General features: G+C 70.1%; 21 protein-coding genes. 13 read left to right on the top strand and 8 right to left on the bottom strand.

Annotation, left to right across the window (positions count from 1 at the left end):
• Nucleotides 1–1263 carry an ABC transporter substrate-binding protein gene (locus FFS15_RS10625; RefSeq protein ID WP_137844998.1) on the bottom strand — a complete coding sequence of 421 codons (1263 nt, stop codon included), beginning with the start codon at nucleotides 1261–1263 and terminating at the stop codon, nucleotides 1–3.
• A 247-nt stretch (nucleotides 1264–1510) separates the two neighbouring features.
• Between FFS15_RS10625 and FFS15_RS10630 the strand changes: the two genes are divergently transcribed.
• The 4 genes from FFS15_RS10630 to FFS15_RS10645 are packed head-to-tail and all read left to right on the top strand — an operon-like array spanning nucleotide 1511 to nucleotide 6572.
• Nucleotides 1511–2065 (top strand): PadR family transcriptional regulator, encoded by a 555-nt coding sequence (locus tag FFS15_RS10630; protein WP_137844999.1) that lies wholly within the window; start codon nucleotides 1511–1513, stop codon nucleotides 2063–2065.
• An 11-nt stretch (nucleotides 2066–2076) separates the two neighbouring features.
• Nucleotides 2077–2907, top strand: coding sequence for an alpha/beta hydrolase (locus tag FFS15_RS10635; protein ID WP_137845000.1), 831 nt, complete (start codon nucleotides 2077–2079; stop codon nucleotides 2905–2907).
• Nucleotides 2904–4955, top strand: a complete 2052-nt coding sequence (locus tag FFS15_RS10640) for an NADPH-dependent 2,4-dienoyl-CoA reductase (RefSeq protein WP_137845001.1) — start codon at nucleotides 2904–2906, stop codon at nucleotides 4953–4955. The genes FFS15_RS10635 and FFS15_RS10640 overlap by 4 nt, the downstream gene beginning before the upstream one ends.
• 42 nt (nucleotides 4956–4997) lie before the next feature.
• Nucleotides 4998–6572 carry an AMP-binding protein gene (locus FFS15_RS10645; RefSeq protein ID WP_137845002.1) on the top strand — a complete coding sequence of 525 codons (1575 nt, stop codon included), beginning with the start codon at nucleotides 4998–5000 and terminating at the stop codon, nucleotides 6570–6572.
• Here the strand turns inward: FFS15_RS10645 and FFS15_RS10650 are convergent.
• Nucleotides 6556–7128, bottom strand: coding sequence for a TetR/AcrR family transcriptional regulator (locus FFS15_RS10650; RefSeq protein ID WP_171013165.1), 573 nt, complete (start codon nucleotides 7126–7128; stop codon nucleotides 6556–6558). The genes FFS15_RS10645 and FFS15_RS10650 overlap by 17 nt on opposite strands.
• A gap of 113 nt (nucleotides 7129–7241) precedes the next feature.
• Between FFS15_RS10650 and FFS15_RS10655 the strand changes: the two genes are divergently transcribed.
• Nucleotides 7242–8924, top strand: coding sequence for a CocE/NonD family hydrolase (locus FFS15_RS10655; protein WP_249353956.1), 1683 nt, complete (start codon nucleotides 7242–7244; stop codon nucleotides 8922–8924).
• On the top strand, nucleotides 8921–9376 hold the full coding sequence (locus FFS15_RS10660; protein ID WP_137845004.1) for a DUF3237 domain-containing protein: 456 nt from the start codon (nucleotides 8921–8923) through the stop codon (nucleotides 9374–9376). The genes FFS15_RS10655 and FFS15_RS10660 overlap by 4 nt, the downstream gene beginning before the upstream one ends.
• Here FFS15_RS10660 and FFS15_RS10665 read toward each other — a convergent pair.
• On the bottom strand, nucleotides 9361–9960 hold the full coding sequence (locus FFS15_RS10665; RefSeq protein ID WP_137845005.1) for a TetR family transcriptional regulator C-terminal domain-containing protein: 600 nt from the start codon (nucleotides 9958–9960) through the stop codon (nucleotides 9361–9363). The genes FFS15_RS10660 and FFS15_RS10665 overlap by 16 nt on opposite strands.
• A 95-nt stretch (nucleotides 9961–10055) precedes the next feature.
• Between FFS15_RS10665 and FFS15_RS10670 the strand changes: the two genes are divergently transcribed.
• The 6 genes from FFS15_RS10670 to FFS15_RS10695 are packed head-to-tail and all read left to right on the top strand — an operon-like array spanning nucleotide 10056 to nucleotide 17158.
• Nucleotides 10056–11711, top strand: coding sequence for an ABC transporter substrate-binding protein (locus tag FFS15_RS10670; protein ID WP_249353959.1), 1656 nt, complete (start codon nucleotides 10056–10058; stop codon nucleotides 11709–11711).
• Between the two features lie 45 nt (nucleotides 11712–11756).
• On the top strand, nucleotides 11757–12716 hold the full coding sequence (locus tag FFS15_RS10675; RefSeq protein ID WP_137845006.1) for an ABC transporter permease: 960 nt from the start codon (nucleotides 11757–11759) through the stop codon (nucleotides 12714–12716).
• Nucleotides 12713–13576: an ABC transporter permease gene (locus FFS15_RS10680; protein ID WP_137845007.1), complete on the top strand. Its 864-nt coding sequence runs from the start codon at nucleotides 12713–12715 to the stop codon at nucleotides 13574–13576. Before FFS15_RS10675 ends, FFS15_RS10680 begins: the two co-directional genes overlap by 4 nt.
• Entirely contained in the window at nucleotides 13573–15270 is a 1698-nt protein-coding gene (locus FFS15_RS10685; RefSeq protein WP_137845008.1) for an ABC transporter ATP-binding protein, read from the top strand. Before FFS15_RS10680 ends, FFS15_RS10685 begins: the two co-directional genes overlap by 4 nt.
• Nucleotides 15267–16700, top strand: coding sequence for an amidase (locus FFS15_RS10690; RefSeq protein WP_137845009.1), 1434 nt, complete (start codon nucleotides 15267–15269; stop codon nucleotides 16698–16700). The genes FFS15_RS10685 and FFS15_RS10690 overlap by 4 nt, the downstream gene beginning before the upstream one ends.
• A complete protein-coding gene (locus tag FFS15_RS10695) occupies nucleotides 16697–17158 on the top strand; it encodes a DUF3237 domain-containing protein (protein ID WP_137845010.1) in 462 nt (153 codons plus the stop codon). The genes FFS15_RS10690 and FFS15_RS10695 overlap by 4 nt, the downstream gene beginning before the upstream one ends.
• A gap of 19 nt (nucleotides 17159–17177) precedes the next feature.
• On the opposite strand, the gene FFS15_RS10700 is transcribed toward FFS15_RS10695, so the two are convergent.
• The 5 genes from FFS15_RS10700 to FFS15_RS10720 all read right to left on the bottom strand — a co-directional run bounded on the left by FFS15_RS10700 (nucleotide 17178) and on the right by FFS15_RS10720 (nucleotide 22592).
• Nucleotides 17178–17645, bottom strand: a complete 468-nt coding sequence (locus FFS15_RS10700; protein ID WP_137845011.1) for a DUF3237 domain-containing protein — start codon at nucleotides 17643–17645, stop codon at nucleotides 17178–17180.
• Complete coding sequence (locus FFS15_RS10705; RefSeq protein WP_137845012.1) at nucleotides 17642–19321, bottom strand: CocE/NonD family hydrolase; 1680 nt, start codon at nucleotides 19319–19321, stop codon at nucleotides 17642–17644. The genes FFS15_RS10700 and FFS15_RS10705 overlap by 4 nt, the downstream gene beginning before the upstream one ends.
• Nucleotides 19318–19809, bottom strand: a complete 492-nt coding sequence (locus FFS15_RS10710; RefSeq protein ID WP_137845013.1) for a MarR family transcriptional regulator — start codon at nucleotides 19807–19809, stop codon at nucleotides 19318–19320. Before FFS15_RS10710 ends, FFS15_RS10705 begins: the two co-directional genes overlap by 4 nt.
• A gap of 85 nt (nucleotides 19810–19894) precedes the next feature.
• The gene (locus FFS15_RS10715) at nucleotides 19895–21271 is read right to left on the bottom strand and encodes an MFS transporter (protein ID WP_137845014.1); all 1377 of its coding nucleotides are present in this window, start codon (nucleotides 21269–21271) and stop codon (nucleotides 19895–19897) included.
• Between the two features lie 22 nt (nucleotides 21272–21293).
• Entirely contained in the window at nucleotides 21294–22592 is a 1299-nt protein-coding gene (locus tag FFS15_RS10720; protein WP_212743140.1) for an MFS transporter, read from the bottom strand.
• Nucleotides 22593–22666: 74 nt separating this feature from the next.
• Here FFS15_RS10720 and FFS15_RS10725 point away from each other — a divergent pair, with 74 nt between their 5' ends.
• Nucleotides 22667–23356 carry an RraA family protein gene (locus FFS15_RS10725; RefSeq protein ID WP_137845016.1) on the top strand — a complete coding sequence of 230 codons (690 nt, stop codon included), beginning with the start codon at nucleotides 22667–22669 and terminating at the stop codon, nucleotides 23354–23356.
• Nucleotides 23357–23563 lie beyond the last annotated feature (207 nt).

A 23563-nucleotide genomic window follows, 5' to 3' on the forward strand; every position in this document is an offset into this window, starting at 1 on the left:
TCAGCCCGCCGAGCAGGGGTCGTCGATGACGGTGGCGTCTCCGACCTCGCCGCCGAGCCCGTCGAAGACGAGCGCGGTCGCGATCGACGACGACGCGGTGCACCACTGGGTGACCTCCGACAGGGTGCGCGCGTTGCGGTCGGCGAACAAGGCATCGTCGGGCGAGGCGATCCAGCCGCTGACGGAGGCCGCCGGCACCTCGATCTCAGCGAGGGCGGCACCGATCGCGGCGCGATCCGTGGTCGTCCCCGCCATCGACATCGCCGCGGCGATCACGAACGGCAGGTCGTACGACCACATCGTGAGGTCTTGCGGGTACTCGTCGTACCGCTCCTGGTACGCCTCGGCGAAGGCGCGCGTGGCGTCGCTGTCGGCCGTGAGCGGCGTGGTGCCGGCGCAGTCGTAGTTGTCCGCCATCAGCTCGTTGAAGCCGTCGCCGAGGATCGCCTCGGCTTGCTGCGGGTTCACTCCCGCGCTGTGCATCACGGCGCCCGCGTAGCCCGCCTGGCGCAGCTGCTTTAGCACGGGCAGGATGACGCCCGTGACGCTGCTGAGATAGACGACGTCGGGGTCTGCGGCGAGAGCCGCCGAGATCGCGCTGCCGTAGTCGGCGGTGCCGAGAGGGGCGGACGACACGGTGACGTCGAGTCCGGCATCCGTCCCCTGCTGTTCCATCAGGAGCGTGAGTCCCTCGCCGTACGGCTCGCCCTTGGCATCGATGATGCTGATCGCCGAGGCGCCGAGGACGTCCTCAGCCCATTCGACGCAGCCGATCGTGTAGGTCTCGGACGCGCCCCGCATGAGCACGATCTGATCGCTGTAATCGAGGATGCTCGGGAACGTGCTGTCGAGGATGTTGATCATCGGCACCGGCGTGCGCTCCAGCTGCGGAGCGTAGGTCGACGAGCCGAGGCCGAAGGCGATCACGGGCAGCGCGTCGGATTCCACCATCTGGCGCAGGGCCGCGACGCCGGTCGTGGCGGGATCGCTCTTGTCGTCGGCGTAGTCGAACGCGAGGGTGTACGTCTTTCCGGCGACCTCGAACCCGGTCTCGTTGAGGGCTTCGACGCCCATCTCGATCGCGTTCTTCTGCGCGGGGCCGAGGGTGGAGTACACCCCCGACATCGACAGGATCGCGCCGACGGTCACTTCGCCACCCTCGCCGCCGCCGCCGTCGGCGGCTGGCGCAGGCGAGCTGCAGGCTGTCGTGGCGGTGAGCAGGGCGGCGGCGCACACGGCCGCGCTGAGCGCTCGAATCTTCATTGACCTCTCCTTTGAGTGCAGGGCTCCGGCATCGCCGGAAACGGGAGGGCAGCCCGTCTGCGATGGACAGTAGTCCATTGCAACAAGTTTCACAAACAAGTTGCAAAACCGATGATCGTCGATGCAGGATGGGGATGCAAGAAGTTGCAGAAGCCCGCGACGGCAACGCCGATCGAACTCGACGAGGAGGCAGGAGGTGAGTGGTGTCGACAATGTGACCGAACGGTCGCGTTCGTATGCTGACCGTATGTCGCTCGCCCACGCCATCCTCACCGCGCTCAACGAGAAGTCCGCCTCGGGCCTCGAGCTCGCGCGCCGGTTCGACCGCTCGATCGGCTACTTCTGGCCGGCATCCCACCAGCAGATCTATCGAGAGCTGGCGAGCCTCGAGCGCGACGGCCTCATCCGGCAGCTCGACGTCGATGCTCCCGCCCGGGGGGGCAAGCGCACGTACGAGATCCTGGACGAGGGCCGCGATGAGCTGCGGCTGTGGCTGCTCGCCTCGGAGGAGCCCAAGCTCACGAAGGATGCGCTCATGGTGCGGGTGCGCGCCTCGGCGTCGCTCGGCGGCGACCTGCGCGACGAGATCGCGCGGCACCGCGCCCTGCACGCGGAGCTGCTCGAGGAGTACCGCCGCATCGAACAGCGCGACTTCGCCGCCGACGTCCTGTCGTTCTCCGCGGGCAGGCAGTACCTCGTGCTGCAGTGGGGCCTGCACCTCCAGAAGGCACGTGTCGATTGGGCGGATGCCGTCCTCACCCAGCTCGATGCCGAAGAAGAGCGCGACGCCGCTCCCGAGTGAAGAAGGACCGCATGAACCAGCTGACCGAACCGACGACGACGTCGTTCACGGGTGTCACCGGCGACGAGATCGTCGTGTGGCGATGGGAGAACCCGGGTGCGGCGTTCGTCGCCGTCATCGCCCACGGCTACGGCGAGCACGCCCGGCGCTACGACCACGTGGCCGAGCGCCTCGTCGACGAGGGCGCCGAGGTCGTCGCGCCCGACCACTTCGGCCATGGCCGCTCGGGCGGCGAGCGTGTCGCGGTCGAGACTTTCGACGACTTCGCCCGCGACCTTGCCGTGGTCATCGACGACGCCCGCGCGGCCCGTCCCGGTCTGCCGATCGTGCTGATCGGCCACTCGATGGGCGGCGCGATCGCCACCCGGTTCGTCCAGCTCGGCGGCGCCGGTTCTCTCGACGCTCTCGTCCTCAGCGGGCCGTACATCGGCGGCAACCCGGATCTGCAGGCGCTCGCCTTCCTCGATCCGATCCCCGACGTGCCGATCGATCCGGCGTCGCTCTCGCGGGATCCGGCGACCGGCGAGGCATATGCCGCCGACACCCTCGTCCACCACGGCCCGTTCCTGCGCCAGACGCTCCTGGCGATCGGCACCGGCCTCGACGACATCTCGGCCGGGCCGAGTGCCGGCATCCCCGCCATCTGGCTCCACGGCGGCGACGACTCGGTCGCGCCGTACGTCCACGCCGAACCCGCCGCGCGCCACGTGATCGGCGTCGACGGAGCACACATCCGCTACGACGGCGCGCGGCACGAGATCTTCAACGAGATCAACCGCGACGAGGTGCTCGACGACGTGGTGCGCTTCATCCGCGCGAGTGTTCCCGCTCTCGCCCGATGACCGCGTACCCGCTGCTGCTGTCGCCGCTGCGCGTCGGGCCGCGGACTCTGTCCAGCCGCGTCGTCATGGGCTCGATGCACCTCGGGCTCGAGGAGCGGCCCGGCGGCTTCGAGCGCATGGCCGCCTTCTACGCCGAACGCGCTCGCCGCGGGGTCGCGCTCATCGTGACCGGCGGCGTCTCGCCGAACGCCGACGGGCGCCCGTGGCCCGACGGTGCGGTGCTCGCCGATGAGGGGCACGTACCGCCTCATCGGACGGTGACGGATGCCGTGCACGCCGAAGGCGGGATCATCCTGCTGCAGCTCCTCCACTTCGGCCGCTACGCCGAGCACGACGACCTGGTCGCACCCTCCGGGCTCGGGGCGCCGATCTCACGCCGCGTCCCGCGCGAACTGACGGCCGCCGAGATCGACCGGACGATCGCGGACTACGGCAACGCTGCGCGTCTCGCCCGCCTCGCCGGCTACGACGGGGTCGAGATCATGGGATCGGAGGGCTACCTCGTCAACGAGTTCCTCGCGCCGGCGACGAACCGCCGGGACGACCGCTGGGGCGGAGACAGCGCTCGCCGACGCGCGTTCGCGCTCGCCGTGGTCGCGGCCGTGCGTAAGGCGCTCGGCGCCGACGCCGTCCTGTCGTTCCGGCTCTCGGTCGCCGACCTTGTGCCGGGCGGCAGCACGCTCGACGAAGTCCGAGACCTCGCGCGCGGACTCGAGGAGGCAGGCGTCGACATGATCGTGACCGGCGTCGGCTGGCACGAGGCGCGCGTGCCGACGATCGCCACGAGCGTTCCCCGCGCGGCGTTCGCGGTGTTCACGCGTGCGGTGAAAGAGGCGGTCGGCATCCCGGTCGCCGCATCGAACCGCATCAACACTCCGCAGACCGCCGAGGACATCCTCAGCGCCGGCGACGCCGACCTCATCTCGCTCGCGCGGCCCCTCTTGGCCGATCCCGCCTTCGTCGCGAAGGCGCGCGCGGGCAGCCCCGACGCGATCAACACCTGCATCGGCTGCAATCAGGCCTGCATCGACCACACCCTCGCGGGTGAGGTGAGCTCGTGCCTGGTGAACCCGCGCGCGTGCCACGAGACGGTGCTCGTCCTCGGACGCACCCGCAACGCCCTGTCCGTCGCGGTCGTCGGCGCCGGTCCGGCGGGTCTCGCAGCAGCCACCGCTGCCGCGGAGTGCGGGCATCGCGTCACGCTGTTCGAAGCTCGCGACGACATCGGCGGTCAGTTCGATCTGGCCCGCCGCATCCCCGGCAAAGAGGAGTTCGCCGAGACGCTGCGCTACTTCCGCGGCGAGCTCGCGCGTCGGGGCGTCGAGGTGCGCACGGGCACGGCGGTCACCGCCGCGGATCTGGTCGCCGAGGGTTTCGACGAGATCATCCTCGCGACCGGTGTCGCGCCGCGCGTGCCCGAGATCCCCGGACTCGCCCTGCGGCACGTGGTCGACTACGCCCGGGTGCTCCGGGGCGAGGCGCCTGTCGGCGATCGCGTCGTGATCCTCGGTGCCGGCGGCATCGGCTTCGACACCGCCGTCTTCCTCACCCAGGACGGCGCCTCGACAGCACTCGACCGTGACCGCTTCTTCGCGAACTGGGGCGTCACCGCAGACCCGTCGATCCGGGGCGGGCTCATCGCCCCCGGCCCCGCGAAGAGTCGCCGGACCGTGACGGTGCTGCAGCGCAAGGCCACCAAGCCCGGCGCCGGCCTCGGCCGCACGACCGGATGGATCCACCGCGCCGAGTTGCGCCATCGCGGGGTCGCCTTCTACGCCGGCGTCGCGTACGAGCAGATCACGGATGCCGGCATCGAGGTCACGATCGACGGCACGCGTCGGCAGCTGGATGCCGACACCGTCGTGCTGTGCACCGGCCAGGTCTCGGTCGATCATCTTGACCGAGAACTGCGCGCCCTCGGCGCGCGCCCGATCATCATCGGCGGCGCGCGGCTGGCCGGCGAGCTCGATGCCAAGCGCGCGATCCGCGAGGGCACCGAGGCCGCCGTATCTATCGGCTCGCGCGAGCGCGTCGCCGCAGCATCCTGAGTCGTTCCCGTCCCCATCCCACCGCAGACGAAGAGGTCTCTCGTGACGTTCTCCAGCCCGTTCCCCGATCCCGTGATCCCCGACTGCTCGCTCCAGGAGTTCGTGCTGGGCGCGGTCGATGCCGCCGACGCCGACCGGCCGGCCGTCATCGACGGGCCGAGCGGCGAGGTGCTGACCTACGCCCAGCTCATCGCCCGCGTCGACGCCACCGCCGCGGCCCTCGAAGGCCGGGGCGTCGTCGCCGGTGACGTCGTGGCGCTGCACGCTCCGAACTCGCCGCAGTTCGTCATCGCGTACCACGCGTGCGGCGCGATCGGCGCGACCGTCACGACGGTGCCGGTGCTCTCGACCGCCGATGACGTCGAGCGTCAGCTACAGGCGGCCCGCGCGCGCTGGGTGATCTCGCACCCGGATCTCGTCGCGGTCGGGCGTGCCGCGGCGGAGGTGGGAGGGATCGCGGAGGACAGAGTCTTCGATCTGGTCGCCCTGACCGCGTCGCCCGGTGACCACCCTGTCGGCTGGGCCCCGCCGGAACATGATGCGGTGCTGCCGTTCTCGTCGGGCACGACGGGGCACCCCAAGGGCGTGCGGCTGAGCCACCGCAACCTCGTCGCGAACGTCGTGCAGATCGAGGACCGCATGGGGGTCGACCGCGACGACGTCGTCATCGCCGTGCTGCCGTTCTTCCACATCTACGGCATGACGGTGCTGGTGAACCTCGCGCTACGTCGGCGTGCGACCCTCGTCACCATGCCGCGGTTCGATCTCGCTCAGTTCCTGGCGCTCGTCGAGCGCCATAGCGCCACATTCGCCTTCATCGCCCCGCCGATCGCCCTCGCGCTCGCCAAGCACCCGAGCGTCGACGACGCCGACCTGTCGAGCCTGCGCGAGCTGTTCTCGGGGGCGGCGCCGCTGGACGAGGCGCTCAGTGCGGCTGTCGAGCGCCGGCTCGGCGTGATCATGCGGCAGGGCTACGGGATGAGCGAGATGAGCCCGGTCTCGCATTTCGTCGGCCGCGGCGAATCGGCGCCGCACGCGAGCGTCGGCACACCGGTGCCGGGCACCGAGAACCGCATCGTGGGGCTCGACGGGCGGTCGATCCATCCACCGGCGGAGGGCGTGAGCGAGGTCGGCGAACTGTGGGTGCGGGGGCCGAACGTGATGAGCGGGTACCTCGACAATCCCGCGGCGACGGTCGAGACGCTCGACGCCGACGGCTTCCTGCACACCGGAGACCTCGTCACGGTCGACGCGGATCGCAACGTCTACATCGTCGACCGGCTGAAAGAGCTCATCAAGTACAAGGGCTACCAGGTGCCGCCGGCCGAGCTCGAGGCCATCCTTGTCGCGCATCCACTGGTCGCCGACGCCGCCGTGATCGGCGAGCAGCAGGCAGACGTGGGGGAGATCCCGGTCGCGTTCGTCGTGCCCCGCGGTGACGACGGACTGAGCGCCGAGGAGCTCATCGACTACGTCGCCGAGCGGGTAAGTCCGTACAAGCGCATCCGCCGGGTCGTCTTCTGCGAGACGGTGCCGAAGTCGGCCGCCGGCAAGATCCTCCGGCGCGAACTGCGCGCGCGGTTGGTGGCGATGCCCGTCGCTACGTCAGTGTCGTGATCAGGCGCTCCGCCGCGGCACGCGGCGTCGCGGGATCGGTCGTGGTGGAGGCGATGTCGTTGAGGAACACGTTGTGCAGGGCGATCCCCAGCACGCCGTAGGCGACGGCCTCGCGAGCCGCGGGCTCGGCGGTCGGGTAGGCGACCTCGAGCATCCGGGCGATCGCGCGGTGAGTGCCCTGATAGGCGGCCGTCAGCAGCTCGGCGAGTGCCGGGTCGCCGCGGGCGGCTTCGACGAAGCCGAACACGACCGCGTTGTCATTGCCGGGAGCGGAGAAGTCCGCACCGAACAGGTAGTCCAGGGTGCCGGCGATATCGGAGATTCCGAGGGGGAGGATCGATTCGTCCTGCGCACCCTCGTAGTAGAACTGGCGGGCGCTCACCCGAAGCAGCTCGTCGCGATTGCCCACGAAGTGGCGGACGTGGCCGCGTGACATCCCGGCTTCCTCGGCGATGCGCTCGAGGCTCGCCCCGGTGATGCCGTGCGTGCCGATCGCGCGGATCGTCGCTTCGACGATCTGCTGCGTTCGCTCCTGTGCGACGGACGGACGAGCCATCGGTGCCTCCTTCGGACTCGGCATCCCGACCTTATCGCATTTATTGTCTAGTCGGCCTTGACTAACTACGTTTCGCGCCCTAGCGTGTCTCTCACCGTGAGAGGAGAGACGACGTGGTGGAGATCGTGCATGTGGGGCCGGCGCCCGTCAGTCCCGCCGCGACCGAGGAGCGCGTGCGCATGCGCGACGGCGTGCACCTCGCCGCCGACGTCTATCTCCCCGGAGGCGCGGACCTGCCCGATGATTCACCGGGCGACACGATCCTCATCCGCCTCCCATACGACAAGAGCGGCGACTACACCTACATCCCGCTGATCGCCGAGTACTTCACGGCGCGCGGCTACCGGGTCGTCGCGCAGGACGTGCGGGGCAAGTTCCGCTCCGACGGCGAGGCGCTGCTGTTCGTGAACGAGGTCGACGACGGTTTCGACACGATCGAGTGGGTCATCCGGCAGCGCTGGTCGAACGGGCGCGTGGCGATGTGGGGCGACAGCTACTACGGCTACACGCAGTGGGCGGCCGCGGCATCCGGTCACCCTGCGCTCAAGGCGATCGCGCCTCGCGTGACCGGCACGCAGCTGGGGGAGCCGGTGCGCTTCGCCCCCGGAGAGCGCATCGGGCCCGTCGAGTGGGCGATCACCCTGCTGTACCCGCTGACCTACTTCCACTCCCGAGACGCGTACTTCTGGGACCTCGACCTCGAGCGGCGTCCCTTCAGCGCGCAGGCCGAAGAGGTGATGGCGGAGCTCGGCAGCCGATCGCCGTCGTACGACCTGTGGTACCCGCACCCGGTGCACCTGCCCCGATTCCCCGACGGCAGCCCCTTCGCGGCGCGAGCGGTGCCGACCCTCCACACCATCGGCTGGTGGGACAACTGCGCACCGCTGTCGTGGGCAGACGTCTCCGAGATCGACCGCCACCCGGCGTGGGCGCTGAATCACTTCCTGCGCATCGAGTCGATGGACCACGAGTCGTACTACCTGGACGATCCGGAGTCCGCGCGTGTGGAGCACCGCTCCGAAGCGCAGCTGCGCGCCGAACTGTCGCGCATGCTCGATCCGGCGCTCGACTTCTTCGAGGTGTTCGTGCGCGGCGCCGGTTCGCCCGGCGACATCGCCCGGGTGAGCTGGAACCTCGCGGGTACGCACGGCATGCGACAGTCGGACACGTGGCCGCCGGTCGGGGCCCGAACCTCGGTGCTCTTCGCGACGGCGGACGGGCGACTCGCGGCCGAACCGCCGCTCGAGCGCTCCGTCGTGGAGTGGATCCATGACCCGCGGGATCTCGTGCCGTCGAGCGTCCCCGACGCCTTCTCGTTCCTCCGCTACGCGCCGGACGAATCTCCGCTCGGCTCCCGGGAAGACGTGCTGGTGTTCACGACCGACGTCTTCGAGCGCGCCGTCGACTTCACCGGACCTGTGCGGGCCGTGCTCGTCGCGAGCTCGGACGGGCCGGTCATGGACGTCTTCGTGCGCCTGCTCGACGTCGATCCCGACGGCTCGGCGCTGCGGATCGCGCGAGGGCAGATCCAGATCCGGGATGCCGGGACCCCGGCGCGGGTCGAGATCGACCTGGGGCAGATCGGCTATCGAGTGGATGCCGGGAACCGCCTGCGCGTGCACGTGTCCAGCAGCGACTTCCCCGAGTTCCTGCCGCAGCCGGGCACCGGCGAAGAGCCCTGGGGTGCGGTCGAGACCCGTGTCAACCGTCAGCAGCTGACCCTCGGCGGGGAAGACCCCTTCTGCCTCACCGTGACCGTTTCCGCCACCGACCAGCCATCAGGAGCGTCGTCATGAACGAACCCGTCCTCGAGTACGCCTTCGAGATCCGCGTCGACATCGCGCCCTACCTCCGTATCGGCCGGAGCGTCGACGAGGAACTCACCTTCACCCCCATCACCGGCGGATCCGTCGCCGGTCCGCTGCTCCGCGGCGAGGTGATCGCGGGCGGTGGGGACTGGGCCGTCGAGCGGTCGGGAACGGCGCAGCTCGAGGCGCGGTACCTGCTGCGCGCCGACGACGGAGCCGTCATCGACATCCTTAACCGCGGCTACTACCGGGCCACAGCCGAGGTGATGGCGCGCGTGGAGGCGGGGGAGGCGGTTGCGGAGGAGGAGTACTACTTCCGCACGGCTCCGGTCTTCCAGACCGACTCCCCGCGTCACCGCTGGCTCGCCGAGCACCAGTTCATCGGCTTGGCGCGAGACGAAGACGGCCAGGTCTGCATCCGCGTCTACGTGGTGCGGTGATGGCCCGCATCCACTGCGCGCGGGAGCGCGTCGATCGCGGCGTGGACGAGGCCGCGCACGTGCGCCTCGCTCCAATGCTCGGAATCCTCGATCGTCGCGATGTATGCGCCGCGGACCAGGAGGTAGGCGAGCTGCGCCGCACTATGAGGATCGGCGAAGCCGGACTCGGCCGCGGCCTGCTCGAGGAACGCCTGGAACTCGACCGACTCGTGCTGCAGCGCCTCACGCATCACCGGTTCGACGCTCGCGTTGGCGACGATCTCGAGGATGAGGGTGCGCAGCACCGGATCGTCGCTGGTCGAGCTCAGCGACCAGTCGAGGAGGATGCGGAGCCGGTCGCCGGGCGCCGCCGCAGCGAGCGCCGCATCGCGTTCTCCGCGCCAGCGGTCGCGTCCGTGATCGAGCGCGTTGAGGATGAGCGCCGCGCGCGTGGGCAGGTAGTTCGTCACGAGCGTCGTCGACCCGCCCAGCTCCCCGGCTACCGAGCGGATCGTGACGGCGTGCGCACCCATGGTGCGGGCGACCTGGACGGTCGCTTCGGCGATGTCGGCAAGCCGCTGGTCGGCATCCACCTCTCGAGGCATGTCACACACCCTAACCGTGACCGTAATCTAAATGCAACATTGATATACAACACTGTTGTATAAAGTTGAACCACTTCCACCCGAAAGGATCCGAGATGAGAACTCGAGGCAAGGTCGCCGCGACCGTCGCGGCAGGTGTCGCGCTCGCGATGCTGGCAGGATGCACGCCGCGTGATGCGGATGCGAACCCGACCGACGAGGCCGCGCCCGGCCCGATCGAGCTGGTCACCGCACTCCCCGCCGGAACCGAGGAGATCGACGAGGTGATCTGGGGACTCGTCGAGGGCGAGCCGCGCTCGCTCGTGCCGGGCCTCGACTACAACTTCGTCCAGCCCAACCTCTGCGACAGCCTGCTGCGCGTTCAGCCCGACTTCACCGTCGGCCCCGGCATCGCCGAGAGCGCCGACTGGGTCGACCCGGTCAGCTTCGTCATCGATCTGCGGCCTGACGTCACCTTCTGGGACGGCACCCCGGTGACGCCGGAGGACGTCGTGTACACGCTCGAGCGTCATCGCACCGATGTGACGTCGGCGTTCTACGGCGCGTTCGTGCTCGTCGCACCCGAGGGCGGCATATCGGTCACGGGGGAGCGTCAGGTGACCGTTCGCTTCGTCGCGCCCGACTCGACCTTCCGTGACGCGCTCGCGGGCGGCTCGGGTGCCGTGCTCAGCAAGGCGGTGAGCGAGGCTCAGGGTGCCGCGCTCGGCACCTCGGGCGGAGAGCTGATGTGCGCAGGACCGTTCTCGCTCGAGAGCTGGACGCCGGGGAGCGAGATCGTCCTGGTTGCCAATGAGGACTACTGGGATGGCGCGCCTCTGGTGAAGAAGCTGACCTTCCGGTTCATCCCCGACGGCACCACGCTCACGAACGCCCTCCTCGAAGGCGAGGTCGACGGCGCCTTCAACGTCTCGCCCGCCAGCCGCGACGCCTTCGAATCGTCCGACGAAGGACGCCTCGTCGTGGGGCCCTCCACGGCGTCGTTCTCGTTCGGGCCGACGCGCGACACGGGCGCCGGCGCCAACCCCCAGATCCGTCAGGCGCTGAGCCTCGCCATCGATCGCGAGCTCTACATCTCGACGGTGCTGAACGGCCTCGGACAGCCTCAGAGCACCTTCGTCGCGCCGTTCTCGTGGTCGGGGGCGGCTGCGGCCGAGGTCTACCAGGCCGGCTACGACGCGCTCGCCGCGCCGGCGGTCGATCTGGATGCCGCGCGGGCTCTCGTCGAGGAGTCCGGCGAGGACACCTCCGTTCCGCTTCGGATCGCGATCCCGGCAGGGAGCAAGGAGCTGTCGCAGACGGCGGCGATCATCCAGAGTGCGGCCGAGCAGATCGGCCTCACGGTCGAGATCGACGAGCGTCAGGCCGCTGACTTCGCGGCGATCTTCCTTCCTGACCCCGGTCCCCGCGAGAGCATCGACTTCGTCGCGACCACCGGCTACACCGAGACTCCCGGTGTGCTCGCCTACCCGCAGCTGTTCCTGCTGCCCCCGGCGATGGGCGGGATCTTCAACTGGAGCGGTTACGCGGACCCGGCGGTGACGGCGCAGCTGCAGGCGGCGCGCACCACGCCCGACCCCGTCGGGGCCGCAGAGGCCTACGTCGGAGCGCAGGAGATCTTCGCGCCCGACATGCTCCAGGTGACGCTCGCCGGCTCGTACCACACGACATTCCTGAACAATGCACTCACCGGAGTGACGACGTCGGTGGCCGCATACTCGAGCCCGTGGGCGCTGCGCCTCGGCGGCGAGTGACCGGCGAATGAATCACGCGGCGCTGGAGAGGACGGGAGGGACCGGATGAACGCCCACGTGGCCCGACAGCTCGTCGGCAAGCTCGGTGGACTTCTGCTCACCCTGTTCCTCTCCAGCGTCGTGATCTTCTCGGCTCTGCTGCTCACCCCCGGAGACCCGGTCGTCGCGCTCGCGGGCGGCATCCGCCCGACGCCCGAGATGATCGCGCTCATCCGCGAGCAGCATCACCTCGACGACCCGATCTGGGTGCAGTATCTGCACTGGGTGGGCGGCGTTCTCACCGGCGACCTGGGAACCTCGTTCGTGTACAAGACGCCGGTGGTCGAACTCATCGCGCCGCGGTTCGGGATCACGCTCGTCCTGGTGATCTACACGCTGGTGCTGATCGTCGTCTTCGGCATCGGCTCGGGGATCCTCGCCGCCACGCGCGGCGCGCGAACGGATCGCGCGGTGCTTCTGGCCACGTCCTTCGGCGTCGCGATGCCCACCTTCGTCGTCGCGATCCTGCTGATCTGGGTGTTCGGGCGAGTGCTCGGATGGTTCCCCGTGTACGGCGCGGGCGAGGGGTTCTTCGACATGCTCTACCACCTGACGCTCCCGGCGATATCGCTCGCGGTGCTCTACATCGCCTACCTCAGCCGCATCACGCGCGGCGCGGTCGTCGGCCAGCTCCACTCCGAGCACGTCGACACCGCTCGGGTGCGCGGCATCCCGCGCGGGCGCATCTTCCGTCGCCACGTCTTCCTGAACGCCTCTCCGCAGATTCTCGCGATCTCGGGCGCCACGGTCGCCGGACTCTTCGCCGTCTCCGCGATCGCCGAACAGGCGTTCGGACTCGGCGGGCTGGGGTCGCTGCTGACCGAAGCGGCCGCGCGCAAGGATCTGCCGGTCGTGCAGGCGATCTCGCTGCTGCTCGTGATCCTCTTCGTGGTGCTCAACGCCGCGGCCGACGTCGCGATCGCCGTGATCGATCCGGATTCCGTCAAGCCGAGGAGGCGAGCATGAGCGTCGCGCAGCTCGCCGGCGGTCGGATTCCCTCCTTCGCCCGGCGGATGGCAACGCGGGATCCGCTGCTGATCACCGCCGGGATCGTCCTGGCAGGGGTCGTGGCGATGGCGCTGTTCGGCCCGCTGCTGGCGCCCTACGATCCGAACGAGCTGTTCGTCGGCGACGCGTCGGGCGCGCCGTCACCGGCCCACTGGATGGGCACCGACGACCTCGGCCGCGACATCTTCTCGCGCGTTCTCGTGGGTGCCCGCTCCAGCGTCATCGGCCCCATCGCGGTCGTCATCGCGTCGTCGCTGCTCGGATCGCTGATCGCGATCAGCTCGGCGTGGTTCGGCGGTTGGGTGGACGGGATCAGTTCTCGCCTCATCGAGGTGATCTTCGCGATCCCCGGTCTCGTGCTGGCGATCCTCGCGGTCTCGATGTTCGGCAAGGGGCTCATCGCACCGATCGTCGCGCTCTCGATCGCCTATGTGCCGATCGTGGCGCGCCTGGTGCGGGCGACGGCGAGGCAGGAGCTCGCCAAGCCCTACATCGCGGCGCTGCGGATCCAGGGTGTGGGGTCCTTCGCGATCTGCGTCCGCCACGTCGTGCCCGCACTCCTGCCAGCGATCGTGGCGCAGTCCACGGTCGGCTTCGGCTACGCGATGCTCGATCTCGCAGCGATCTCCTTCCTGGGTCTCGGCGCCCAGCCGCCCGCGTCCGACTGGGGCGTGATGATCGCGAGCGGGCAGCCGTCGCTGCTCAACGGCGCGCCCGAGCAGTCGATGTTCCCGGCGATGTTCGTCGTGGTCACCGTGCTCGCCGTCAACGTTCTGGGCGCACGGCTTTCGATCTGGGCGGAAAGGGCCGACCGATGAGCGATCTCGTCCTCGAACTCGACCACCTGTCGATCGCGGCGCCTGGAGACCGTGAGCCGCACACCCTGGTGCACGACTGCACACTCCAGGTGCGCGCCGGCGAAGCGCTCGGGCTGGTCGGCGAATCGGGCTCGGGGAAGACGCTGTCGGTCCGCGCCGTCGCGGGCCTCCTGCCCGACGGCTTCGTCCAGGGCGGCGTGATACGCCTCGACGGCGAAGATGTGTCGGCGGTGCCGACGACGCGCCTTCGAGACATCCGCGCCCGTCGTCTCGGCATGGTCTTCCAGACCCCGCGAGCGCACCTGAACCCCCTGCGCTCGATCGGCGACTTCATGACGGAGGCGCTGATCTCGGTCGCAGGGGAGAAGCCGGATGCCGCGAACCGGCGCGCCCGGGATCTGCTCGCCGAGGTCGGCATCCCCGACCCGGATCGCCGCATGAAGCAGCGGCCGGGCGATCTCTCCGGCGGGCTGCTGCAGCGCGTCATGATCGCCGCGACCCTGGCGATGGACCCGCTGATCCTGCTCGCCGACGAGATCACCACGGCGCTCGATGTCACCACGCAGGAGGAGGTGATGGCGGTCATCGCCGACCTCCGCAAGCACCGCGACCTCGCCCTGCTGTTCGTCACCCACGATCTCGCGCTGGCCGCTGCGGTCTGCGATCGGATCGCCGTCATGCAGCACGGTCGCACGATCGAGACGGTGCAGGCGGGGCGGATGCGACAGGATGCCGCCGACCCGTACACCCGGCGGCTGCTCTCGGCGTCGCTCCCGGCCGATCTGCTGGTGGGCGCCGGTCCGGCGGCCGCGCCGGTGCTCGTCGTGGACTCCCTGCGCAAGACGTTCCGCATCCGTGCCGCTGCCGGCGGGCGTGAGGAGTTCGTCGCCGTCGACGACGTGGGCTTCACGCTCGCTCCGGGCGGTTCGTTGGGCATCGTCGGCGAGTCAGGCTCGGGGAAATCGACCACCGCGGGCATCATCTGCGGGCTCGAGCAGGCAGACTCCGGCACCGTGACGGTCAAGGGCGAGGACTGGACGATGCCCGCGCGCCGAGCGCGCGACCGGCGCGCACGGGCCCGCATCGCCCAGATGGTGTTCCAGGATCCCTACCAGTCGCTCGACCGTCGTCAGAGCGTGAGGCAGTGCCTCGCCGAGGCGGTTGCGGTCCATCGCCGGTCGGTCCCGCGCGCCGAGGTCGACGCTCGCGTCGATGAGCTGATGACCGCGGTCACACTCGACCTGGCCCTTGCCGACGCGAAGCCGCGCTCGCTGTCGGGCGGACAACGTCAGCGCGTCGCGATCGCACGGGCGTTGGCGGCGGAGCCCGAGATCCTGGTGCTCGATGAGGCCGTCTCGGCACTGGATGTGACGACGCAGGTCGAGATCCTCACGCTCTTGGACAGCATCCGCCGCGAGACCGGTGTCGCGCTTCTGATGATCTCGCACGATCTGACGACCGTGCGCCGCGTGTGCGACAGCGTCGTGGTGATGCGCGCGGGCCGCGTCGTCGAACAGGGGTCGATCGACGAGGTGATGAACCGGCCGCGCGAGGACTACACCCGGATGCTGCTGGATTCCATTCCGCGGGACGGATGGGTGCCACGCCGGCGCCTGCCGAACCGAACCGCGTCGCTGCCCACGGTGGCGACGACGACGACGCCCATCGTGGCTCCTCGAGGAGAGAAGAAATGAACGTTCGACCGCTCTGGCATCTCGATCTCCGCGAGCTCGCGGATGCGATCCGCTCGCGCTCGGCGACGGCACGTGAGGTGATCGACGCGCACCTGGATCGCATCGACGAGGTGAACCCGGTCGTCAACGCGCTGACCGTCGTCTTCCACGAGCGGGCGCGCGCGCTCGCCGATCAGGTCGACGCCGCGCTCGACGCCGGCGGCGACCCCGGCCCGCTCGCGGGCGTGCCGTTCACCGTCAAGGAGAACATCGACCTCACCTGGTCGGCGTCCACCAGCGGCTGGACCTTCCTCGCCGACGCCGTGCCGTTGCACAACGCGACGATGGTGCGGCGCCTCCTCGATGCCGGGGCGATTCCGATCGGGCGCGGCAACATGCCGGACTGGGGGCTGCGGTGGGACACCGACAACGACCTGTTCGGCCGCACGCTCAATCCGTGGGACCCGTCACGGGTGCCGGGCGGCTCGAGCGGCGGCGATGCAGTGGCGGTCGCCACCGGCATGACGCCGCTGGGGCTCGGCAATGACTACGGCGGTTCGCTCCGGCTCCCGGCGTACGCCGCCGGGGTGTGTGCGCTGCGGCCCTCGGCGGGCCGCATTCCGGCGCCGACGCTCGAGGTCACCGAGCCCGTCGCGCTCTCGCTGCTCTTCTTCGCCGTCAACGGCCCGATCGCGCGCACCGTCGACGATCTCGATGTCGCGTTCACCCTCATCCACGGTGCCGACGGCAGCGATCCGACGGTCACGACGATCGCGCATCCCACGTCGTACGACGGCCCCAAGCGCGTCGCCGTCGTGCGCGATCCGCTCGGCTGGGGGGTAGATCCGCAGGTCGAGGCCGCGATCGTGCGGGCGGCCGACGCACTGGCCGCCGCAGGCTGGGACGTCGTCGAGGTCGAGCCGCCCATGCTCGAAGAGGCCGCGACGCTGTGGCGTCAGATCTCCACGACCGAGATGGTGGGGGCGTTCCTGCCCGGCGCGCTGCCGCAGCCGCTGAGTGCCGCGTCGACGCAGTACTTCCTCGACAACGCCAGCGAGACCGAGGTGCTCGAGAGCGGTCAGGCGTATGGCGGAGCCTGGGCTCAGCGTGCGATCGTGGCGGGCGCGTGGGAGAGGTTCCAGGCGGAGTACCCGGTCATCCTCGGACCGGTGTCGGCCCGGCGGATGCCCGAGATCGGGTTCGATCTCTCGGGGCCTGCCGCCACCACTGAACTGTGGCGTGACCACAGGCTGCTCGTCGCGGTCAACTTCCTCGGCCTGCCCGCGGTGGCCCTTCCGACCGGCCTCGACGAGGACGGGCTCCCGACCGGAGTGCAGCTGATCGCACCCCGCAACGCGGATCACATCGCGCTCGCGGCAGCCCGCGACGTCGAGGCCGCGCTCGGGGGCCTCACCCCCGTCGACGCTCGTGTCGGATCGGTCGTCCGGTGAGCGCGTTCGAACCGGGGCTGGAGTTCGTGTTCGAGCTCCAGGTCGCCGTCGCCGATCCGATCCGGGTGGGGCGATCGGCATCCGAGGACCTGAACGTCACGCCGATCACCGGCGGGACGATCACAGGGCCGCGCCTCAGCGGGCGGGTCTTACCCGTCGGTGCGGACTGGTGGGTGACACGCGGCGCGACGACGCAGCTCGACGCCCGCTACGTCATCGAGGCCGCCGATGGCGCGGCCATCGACGTCGTGAACCGCGGCTACTGGCACGCGGATGAAGACATCGAGCGGCGTCTGCTCGAAGGCGAAGACATCGGCGAGGATGAGCTGTACTACCGCACCGCGTTCGTCTTCCAGACGGGCGCCGAGCAGCATCGCTGGCTCACCGAGGGGCAGTTCGTGGGTTATGCCCGCCCCGAGCCCGGGCATGTCTGCATCCGGGTGTTCCGCCTGCGCTGAGTCGACTGAGCCGGCTTCGTCAGGTCAGGCGGTACGCCGCGTACCGCACGTGGTCGGCCTCGCGCACGCACGACGCCACGAAGAGCGCCTGCTCGTACTCGGCCAGGCGCGGCGCCGAGGTCTCGATGCGCAGGGTCGTACGGAAGTAGTACTCCGACGCCTCGACCGACTCGCCCCGCAGCAGGGCCTCGAGGACGGCCGGCGGACCGCTGCGCACCCCCGACACCTGCAGGTAGAGAAGCTCGCCGGCATCGGTCCGCGCCGAGTATCGGCCGTCGATCTCGATCGATCCGTCGGAGCACAGCACCTGCCAGTCGGCGCCGCCGGTGAGGATCTCGGCATCGAGCCCGCCTGAGATGCGCCCGCCGATGATCGGGACGACCCGCCGGTGCCCGACGCGGGTCACGCCGTAGTCGTCGAGAGGGCCGAGATCGACGACGACGTCGAATGCGTGCTCGAGGCCGGGGACCACCGGTGTCGCGCTCATGACGCCCACATCGGAAGGCTCAGTCGCGAGGCTGAGATGCCGTCGTGCGCGATCTCCTGCTCGGCGACGACGACGGATGCCGCCACGGCAGCAGCCTCACCCGTGCCGGGATTCCTCGCATAGCGGGGATGTGCGCCCGAGCTGATCTGCACGCCGATGCGGTGACCCGGCGCGAAGCGGTGGAAAGCCGGCCAGAGGGTGACATCGACCTCGCGGAAGCCGTCGGCATCGGGCGCCGGATCGGTCGCCGTCGTGCCGATCGAGCCGATGCGGCGGATGCCGTCGCAGACCGTCAGCACGCGGCCGTCGGGGTGCACGTCGGTGATGCGGACGAACACGTCGAACGACGTCGCCGACGAGCGCACGCGCACGCGGGCGACAGGCTCGCCCGCGATCGTGACGGGCTCGGCGAGCACCTCACCGCGGAAGACCGCCACGTCGGCGCGCTGCTCGTGGGCGGCGTTGTCCACGGGGAGGGTGTCGGGGGTGAGACTCGGCCCGCCGACGGCGGGCGTCGCGTCGACGGGGTCGTAGCGGTAGCGGGTCGTTCCGCCGGCGGGAGCCTCGATGCCGAACCCGCCGCCCTCGTGCAGGAACCAATCCTGCGCTTCCGACCCGGGCGGAGGCCACGCGGTGAGGTCGTGCCACTGGTCGGCGCCGGTGAGAAACGCGCGAACGGGCGCGGTGCGGCCGGCCGCGGCATCCGTGAAGACCTCGCGGAGGAAGCCGATCGTCTCGGTGTGCGCGGGGATCCCCATCTCGCGCGACGTGTGCCCCCACGGCCCGACCGTCAGCCACGGCTGGTTGCCCGCCGCGACGAGCTGCGCGTACGTGCGCAGCTGCCACGGCAGGAAGATGTCGTACCAGCCGGTGAGCATCGCCACCGGAGCGGTCACGTCGGCCACCGAGGCGGTGTGCGACTGCTGGGTCCAGAACTCGTCGGTGAGCTTCTCGTGGGCGACCCAGTCCTGGTACCAGTGGTTGGGTGCGCCGATGACGGCGCTGTCGCCCGCGCTCAGCGGCAGCACATCGAACGCGCGCTCGAGCTTGGGGTCGGGGAACGCCATGCCGATGAGCGCGAACGGGCCGCGGCGCATGCGGTCCATCATGCGCGTCCAGCCGAGGGCGTTCCGCAGCGAATACGCGCCGTTGTCCCACGTGATCGCGCCGAAGTCGGGCATCGTGATGTGGAGCACGAGGGCATCCTGCGCGGTCTCGGGCTCGTCGCGCTGCAACTTCCCGGCGACGGCCCATTGGGTGAAGCCGAGGTAGCTCGGCCCGAAGGTCGCGAGCTTTCCGGAAAACCACGGCTGGCGCCTCACCCAGCGGAGCGTCGCGATGCCGTCGCGCTGCTCGTCGATCTGCGGCGAGAAGCGGCCCTGCGAGCCCCACGTTCCGCGGCAGCTCTGCACGAACACCGGGAAGCCGTCGTACGCGAGTGCGCGGGCGGTGCCTCCGAAGGGACCGCGGCGGCCGTATGGGCTGCGCATGACGATGGTCGGCAGTCCAGGATCGACGGAGCCGATCGGGCGGATCAGGTCGCCGAGCAGCTCGACGCCGTCGTCCATCGGCACGCGCAGGTCGCGCTCGATCTCGATCCCGTACGGCCCGAGTTCGACGCCCTTGTGGGTTCTGGCGTCGAGCGAGCGCGTGATGCGCTGACGCAGAGTGGTCATTCCGCCTCCTTGCGGGGTGTGGGTCGGGGGGATTCCTCGCCGCCTTCGAGCTGTCGGTCGACGAGCAGATCTCGCAGCCGCTCGAGCGCCGGAACCGCGGCGGCGAGCGCGTCGATGTCGTGGGCCGAGAGCGAGGCTGCGGCAGCCGTCACGATCGACGAGGCCGCTGCATCGAAGCGCCCGAAGTAGCCGAGCGCCTCAGGCGAAGCCTCGACGTCGACCTGGCGTCGATCCTCGGAGCGCGTGCGACGCGTCACGAGACCTGAGCGCTCCATCGCAGCGAGCAGGTTGCTCACCGTCGACCGGCCGAGGCCGAGCCGCACGGCGAGTTCGCTGGGTGAGGCCACGGTGCCGCGCGGCAGCGCCCGGATGATCTCGACCTGCGCGTCAGGGATGTCGGGGAGCCCCTCCTGCGCGCGGGCGGCGGAGAGCAGCGCGCGCCGCAAGGGCGAGATCACGGCGGTGAGCCGTGTCGCGTCGAGGCTCATGGGCGGCTCCGCTCGAAGCGCGACCCCGATGGCGCGCCGTGGCGATAGTTTTGCCTGTGAACTACCTCGGCGTCAAGCGCCGGGATCAGCCCGCCCGCCACGGCAGCCGCCGGTCGAACGTGAGCAGGAGCAGCGCGGCGCCGAGGGCGGCGACCACCCAGCCCTGCGCGTGGAGTCCGGCATTCGTCGGCACGTCGCCGAACGTCACCGCGATCACGCTCGCCGAGAAGATCGCGCCGAGGTAGTTCGAGGTGCGCAGGAGCCCCGCCGCCGTGCCGATCTGGTCGGCCGGGGACTGGATGTACATCGCGGTCTGGGTCGCCACCGTAGTGAGGCCGTACGCGATGCCGTAGACGACCGCGACCGCGACGAGCGATGCCACGAGCGCCGGCGCCTCCGCGTGCACGAGCAGCAGCATCCCGCCCGCCGCGATCAATCCGATCGCGCCGCCGATGAGCGCGCCGCGCACCCAGCCGCGCACCGACACGAGGCGGGCCAGGACCACGCTGACGACCGAGAGCGGCAGCAGGATGACGCCGATCGCGGCGGCGCCCAGGCCCGCCGTGGCACCCATCCACTGGCTGAGGCCGTAGAAGGCGGTGAAGACGGCGAGACCCGTGAGCAGCTGGCGCAGGTACGTGCGGGCGAGGGGGGGCGCGGATGCGAGGAAGCGCACGTCGATGAGCGGGCTGCTGGAGCGCCGCTCCCACACGATGAGCAGGATGCCGAGGGCCGCCGTCGCGCCGAGCAGCCACCACCGCGGGGACTCGAGGTCGACGAGGAACAGTAGGAGCCCGGCCGTGGTCGCGCCGAAGAGGGCGATCCCGGGGAGGTCGAGCTCGGCGAGCAGGGCACGCGGTGGCCGGGGCGTGCGCGGCGGATCGCGGTCGACCCAGCGCAGCACGGCGACGAGGGCGATCACGGCGAGCGGCACGTTGACGGCGAAGAGCCATCGCCAGCCAAGGAGCCCGGTCAGCAGTCCTCCGAGGGGGAGTCCGATCACGAGCGAGACCTGCGCGGCGATCGAGAACAGTCCGAGGGTGCGCGTCGGCGTCTCGAGCTCCGCCCGGTCGGCGCGTGCGCGGACGAGCGTCATCGAGGTGGGGAACGCCGCCGATGTTCCGATGCCGATGAGCGCGCGCGAGAGAACCAGCCAGCCGAACGACGGTGCGAAGGCGCCGACGAGACCGCCGAGCATCACGATGCCGAGCCCCACCGCGAACACCCGGCGGGCGCCGAAGACGGCGCCGAGCCGGCCGACAGCGGGGTTCGCGATCGCGCTGCAGAGGTAGAGCACCGAGACGAGGGCGGCGGCGGCGCCGGGGCTGACGGCGAACTCGCGTCCGATGTCGGTGAGGCCCGTCGCCAGCATCGAGCTGTTCATCGGGTTGAGGGCCGCCGCCAGCAGCAGCGGTGCGGTGAACCGCCAGCCGAAGGCGCGGCGCTCGTCGCGTGCGGTCATGCCGGGCCGGACGCCGCCCGGATCAGCCGGCGCTCTCGGCGTCGACGAACGCCATCTCGTCGAGCTGCGCCTGGGAGTACTCGCGGCGGACGCCGAACGTGAGGGCGAGCCCGACGAGTGAGACGCCGACGAGGAACAGCATGAGGAAGCTCCAGTCGGTCGCATCGACCAGGGCGCCGAGCGCGGCAGGGCCCGCGGACGAGCCGATCGCCTGCGCGACGGCGAAGATGCCCGTGTACACACCGATCATGCGCACCGACGGGGCGAGGTTCCAGAGCATCACGGCGGCGTTGACGGCGAACCCGGCGAAGCCGCACGCGGCCACGAGCACCCCGATGAGGGTCGCGAGTTCCGACGTGTTGAAGGCGAAGGCGATGAGCGCGCCGAGGGCGAACACGACGATCCCGCTGCGCATCATGAGCCGGCGGCCGAAGCGGTCGGAGAGGATCGCGACCGGGATCACGACCACGAGGAACGCGACACCGGCGGGCAGGGTGAAGCCGCCGGCTTCGCCGCGAGACAGGCCGAGCTGCTCGACGCCGTACAGGGTGAGCAGGGCACGGATCGCCGCCCATGCGCCCCACGTGACGATGATGGCGCCGATCATGAACAGGCGGCTGCGATCGCGGTCGGTGAAGATGTCCTTGAACACCGCGAAGAACCCGATCTTCTCGCGGCCCTGCTCGAGGTCTTCGTCGACGACGGCGCGGTAGGCGACGGTGCGCGGTTCGCGCAGCGAGATCAGCAGGATCGCGAAGCAGATCACCATGACACCGGCGGCGATGATGTAGGCGAGTTCGACGCTCTGATCTACGACGAGCAGGCTCAGCAGCGCCGAGACGATGATCGTCAGGCTCGAGGCCGCGCGGCCGAGCGCGTTCGCCTTGCTGCGGTGTTCGGGCACCTGACTGTCGGCGATGAGCGACTCGGTGATCGGCTTGAAGCTGTTCGCCGTCAGGGAGAACAGCACGATGATCGCGATCAGGATCGGGAACGTGCCCGCGGTCGGGATGAGGATGAACAGCAGGGCGGCGATCGGCACCCCCGCCAGGATGAACGGCGTGCGCCGGCCGAAGCGCGAGCGGGTGCGGTCGCTGAAGAAGCCCATGAGCGGCTGGATGAAGATGCCGATGATGTTGTCGAGCCCCATGATGAGCCCGATCAGCGCGATGCTCGTCGTGTATTCGGCGAGGGTCACCGGTGTCTGCGAGTCGTGGAAGTTCCAGACCGATTCCTGCGCGAACACGCCGAGCGCCACGAGCAGGCCGAGGCGGAGATGGAAGCGCCGGCGGGCGGGCGAGGCGACGTTGTCACGGGACACGATTGACTCCATTGTCGTTCGGGCGGCGGGCGAGACCTACGCCCGGTCGGGATGCGAGCACGTTACCATTTGCTATGGCAAATAGAAACCTGCTCGATTCTGAGGTCTCCTACCTCCGCGGAATTGACTCGCCGACGATCGCCAACGCGCTCGAGCGCCTGTCACTGCGCGATCGCAGCGACGGCTACATCGGCGGTTCGGTGCTGTGCGCCTTCCCTGAGCTCGGCCCGATGGTGGGCACGGCGCTGACGGTCACGGTCGACAATGCGGTCGGCCGACCGGCGCGCCAGGACGGGTACTGGGAGCTGTGGGAGGCGCTGGAGGCGGCATCCGGTCCGACGGTGATCGTGATGAAGGATGCCAGCGCGACACCCAGCCGTGTCGCCTACGCGGGCGAGATCATGGTGACCCTCGCCAGCCGGCTCGGCGCGATCGGCATGGTCACCGACGGCGCGCTGCGCGATGTCGCCGAGGTGCGTGCGCGCGGCTTCCACTACTTCATGCGGTACGCCGTCGTGTCGCACGCGAACTTCGAACTGTCGAAGGTCGGCGACCCGGTGCACCTCGACGGGCAGGTCGTCCACACCGGCGACATCCTCCACGGCGACGCGAACGGGATCGTGATCGTGCCGTGGGAGGGGTTGTCCGACCTCCGCGGCGCCGTCGACGCGGTGCGGACGACCGAGCGCCGCGACCTCGACTTCATCGACAGCCCCGAGTTCACGCTCGACGGCTACCGCGCGATGCGCGGCTACGGGCGCTGAGCTTCCGGGCTTCGGTGCCGAAACGACGCAGAGTGTCCTGACGGCGCCCGCAGCCGGCACTCTGCGTCGTCTCGGACGCTTGGGCATCGGCATCCGCTCGCCGAGACGACGCAAAAGGCACTCAGGATGCCGTCACGCAGCAATCTGCGTCGTCCCACCGCCAAACAGCGGGGGACGGATGCTGCGGCCGGCGCAGCCGCGGCGCAG

Source organism: Microbacterium sp. 2FI (genome assembly GCF_005502885.1).
Taxonomy (GTDB): domain Bacteria; phylum Actinomycetota; class Actinomycetes; order Actinomycetales; family Microbacteriaceae; genus Microbacterium.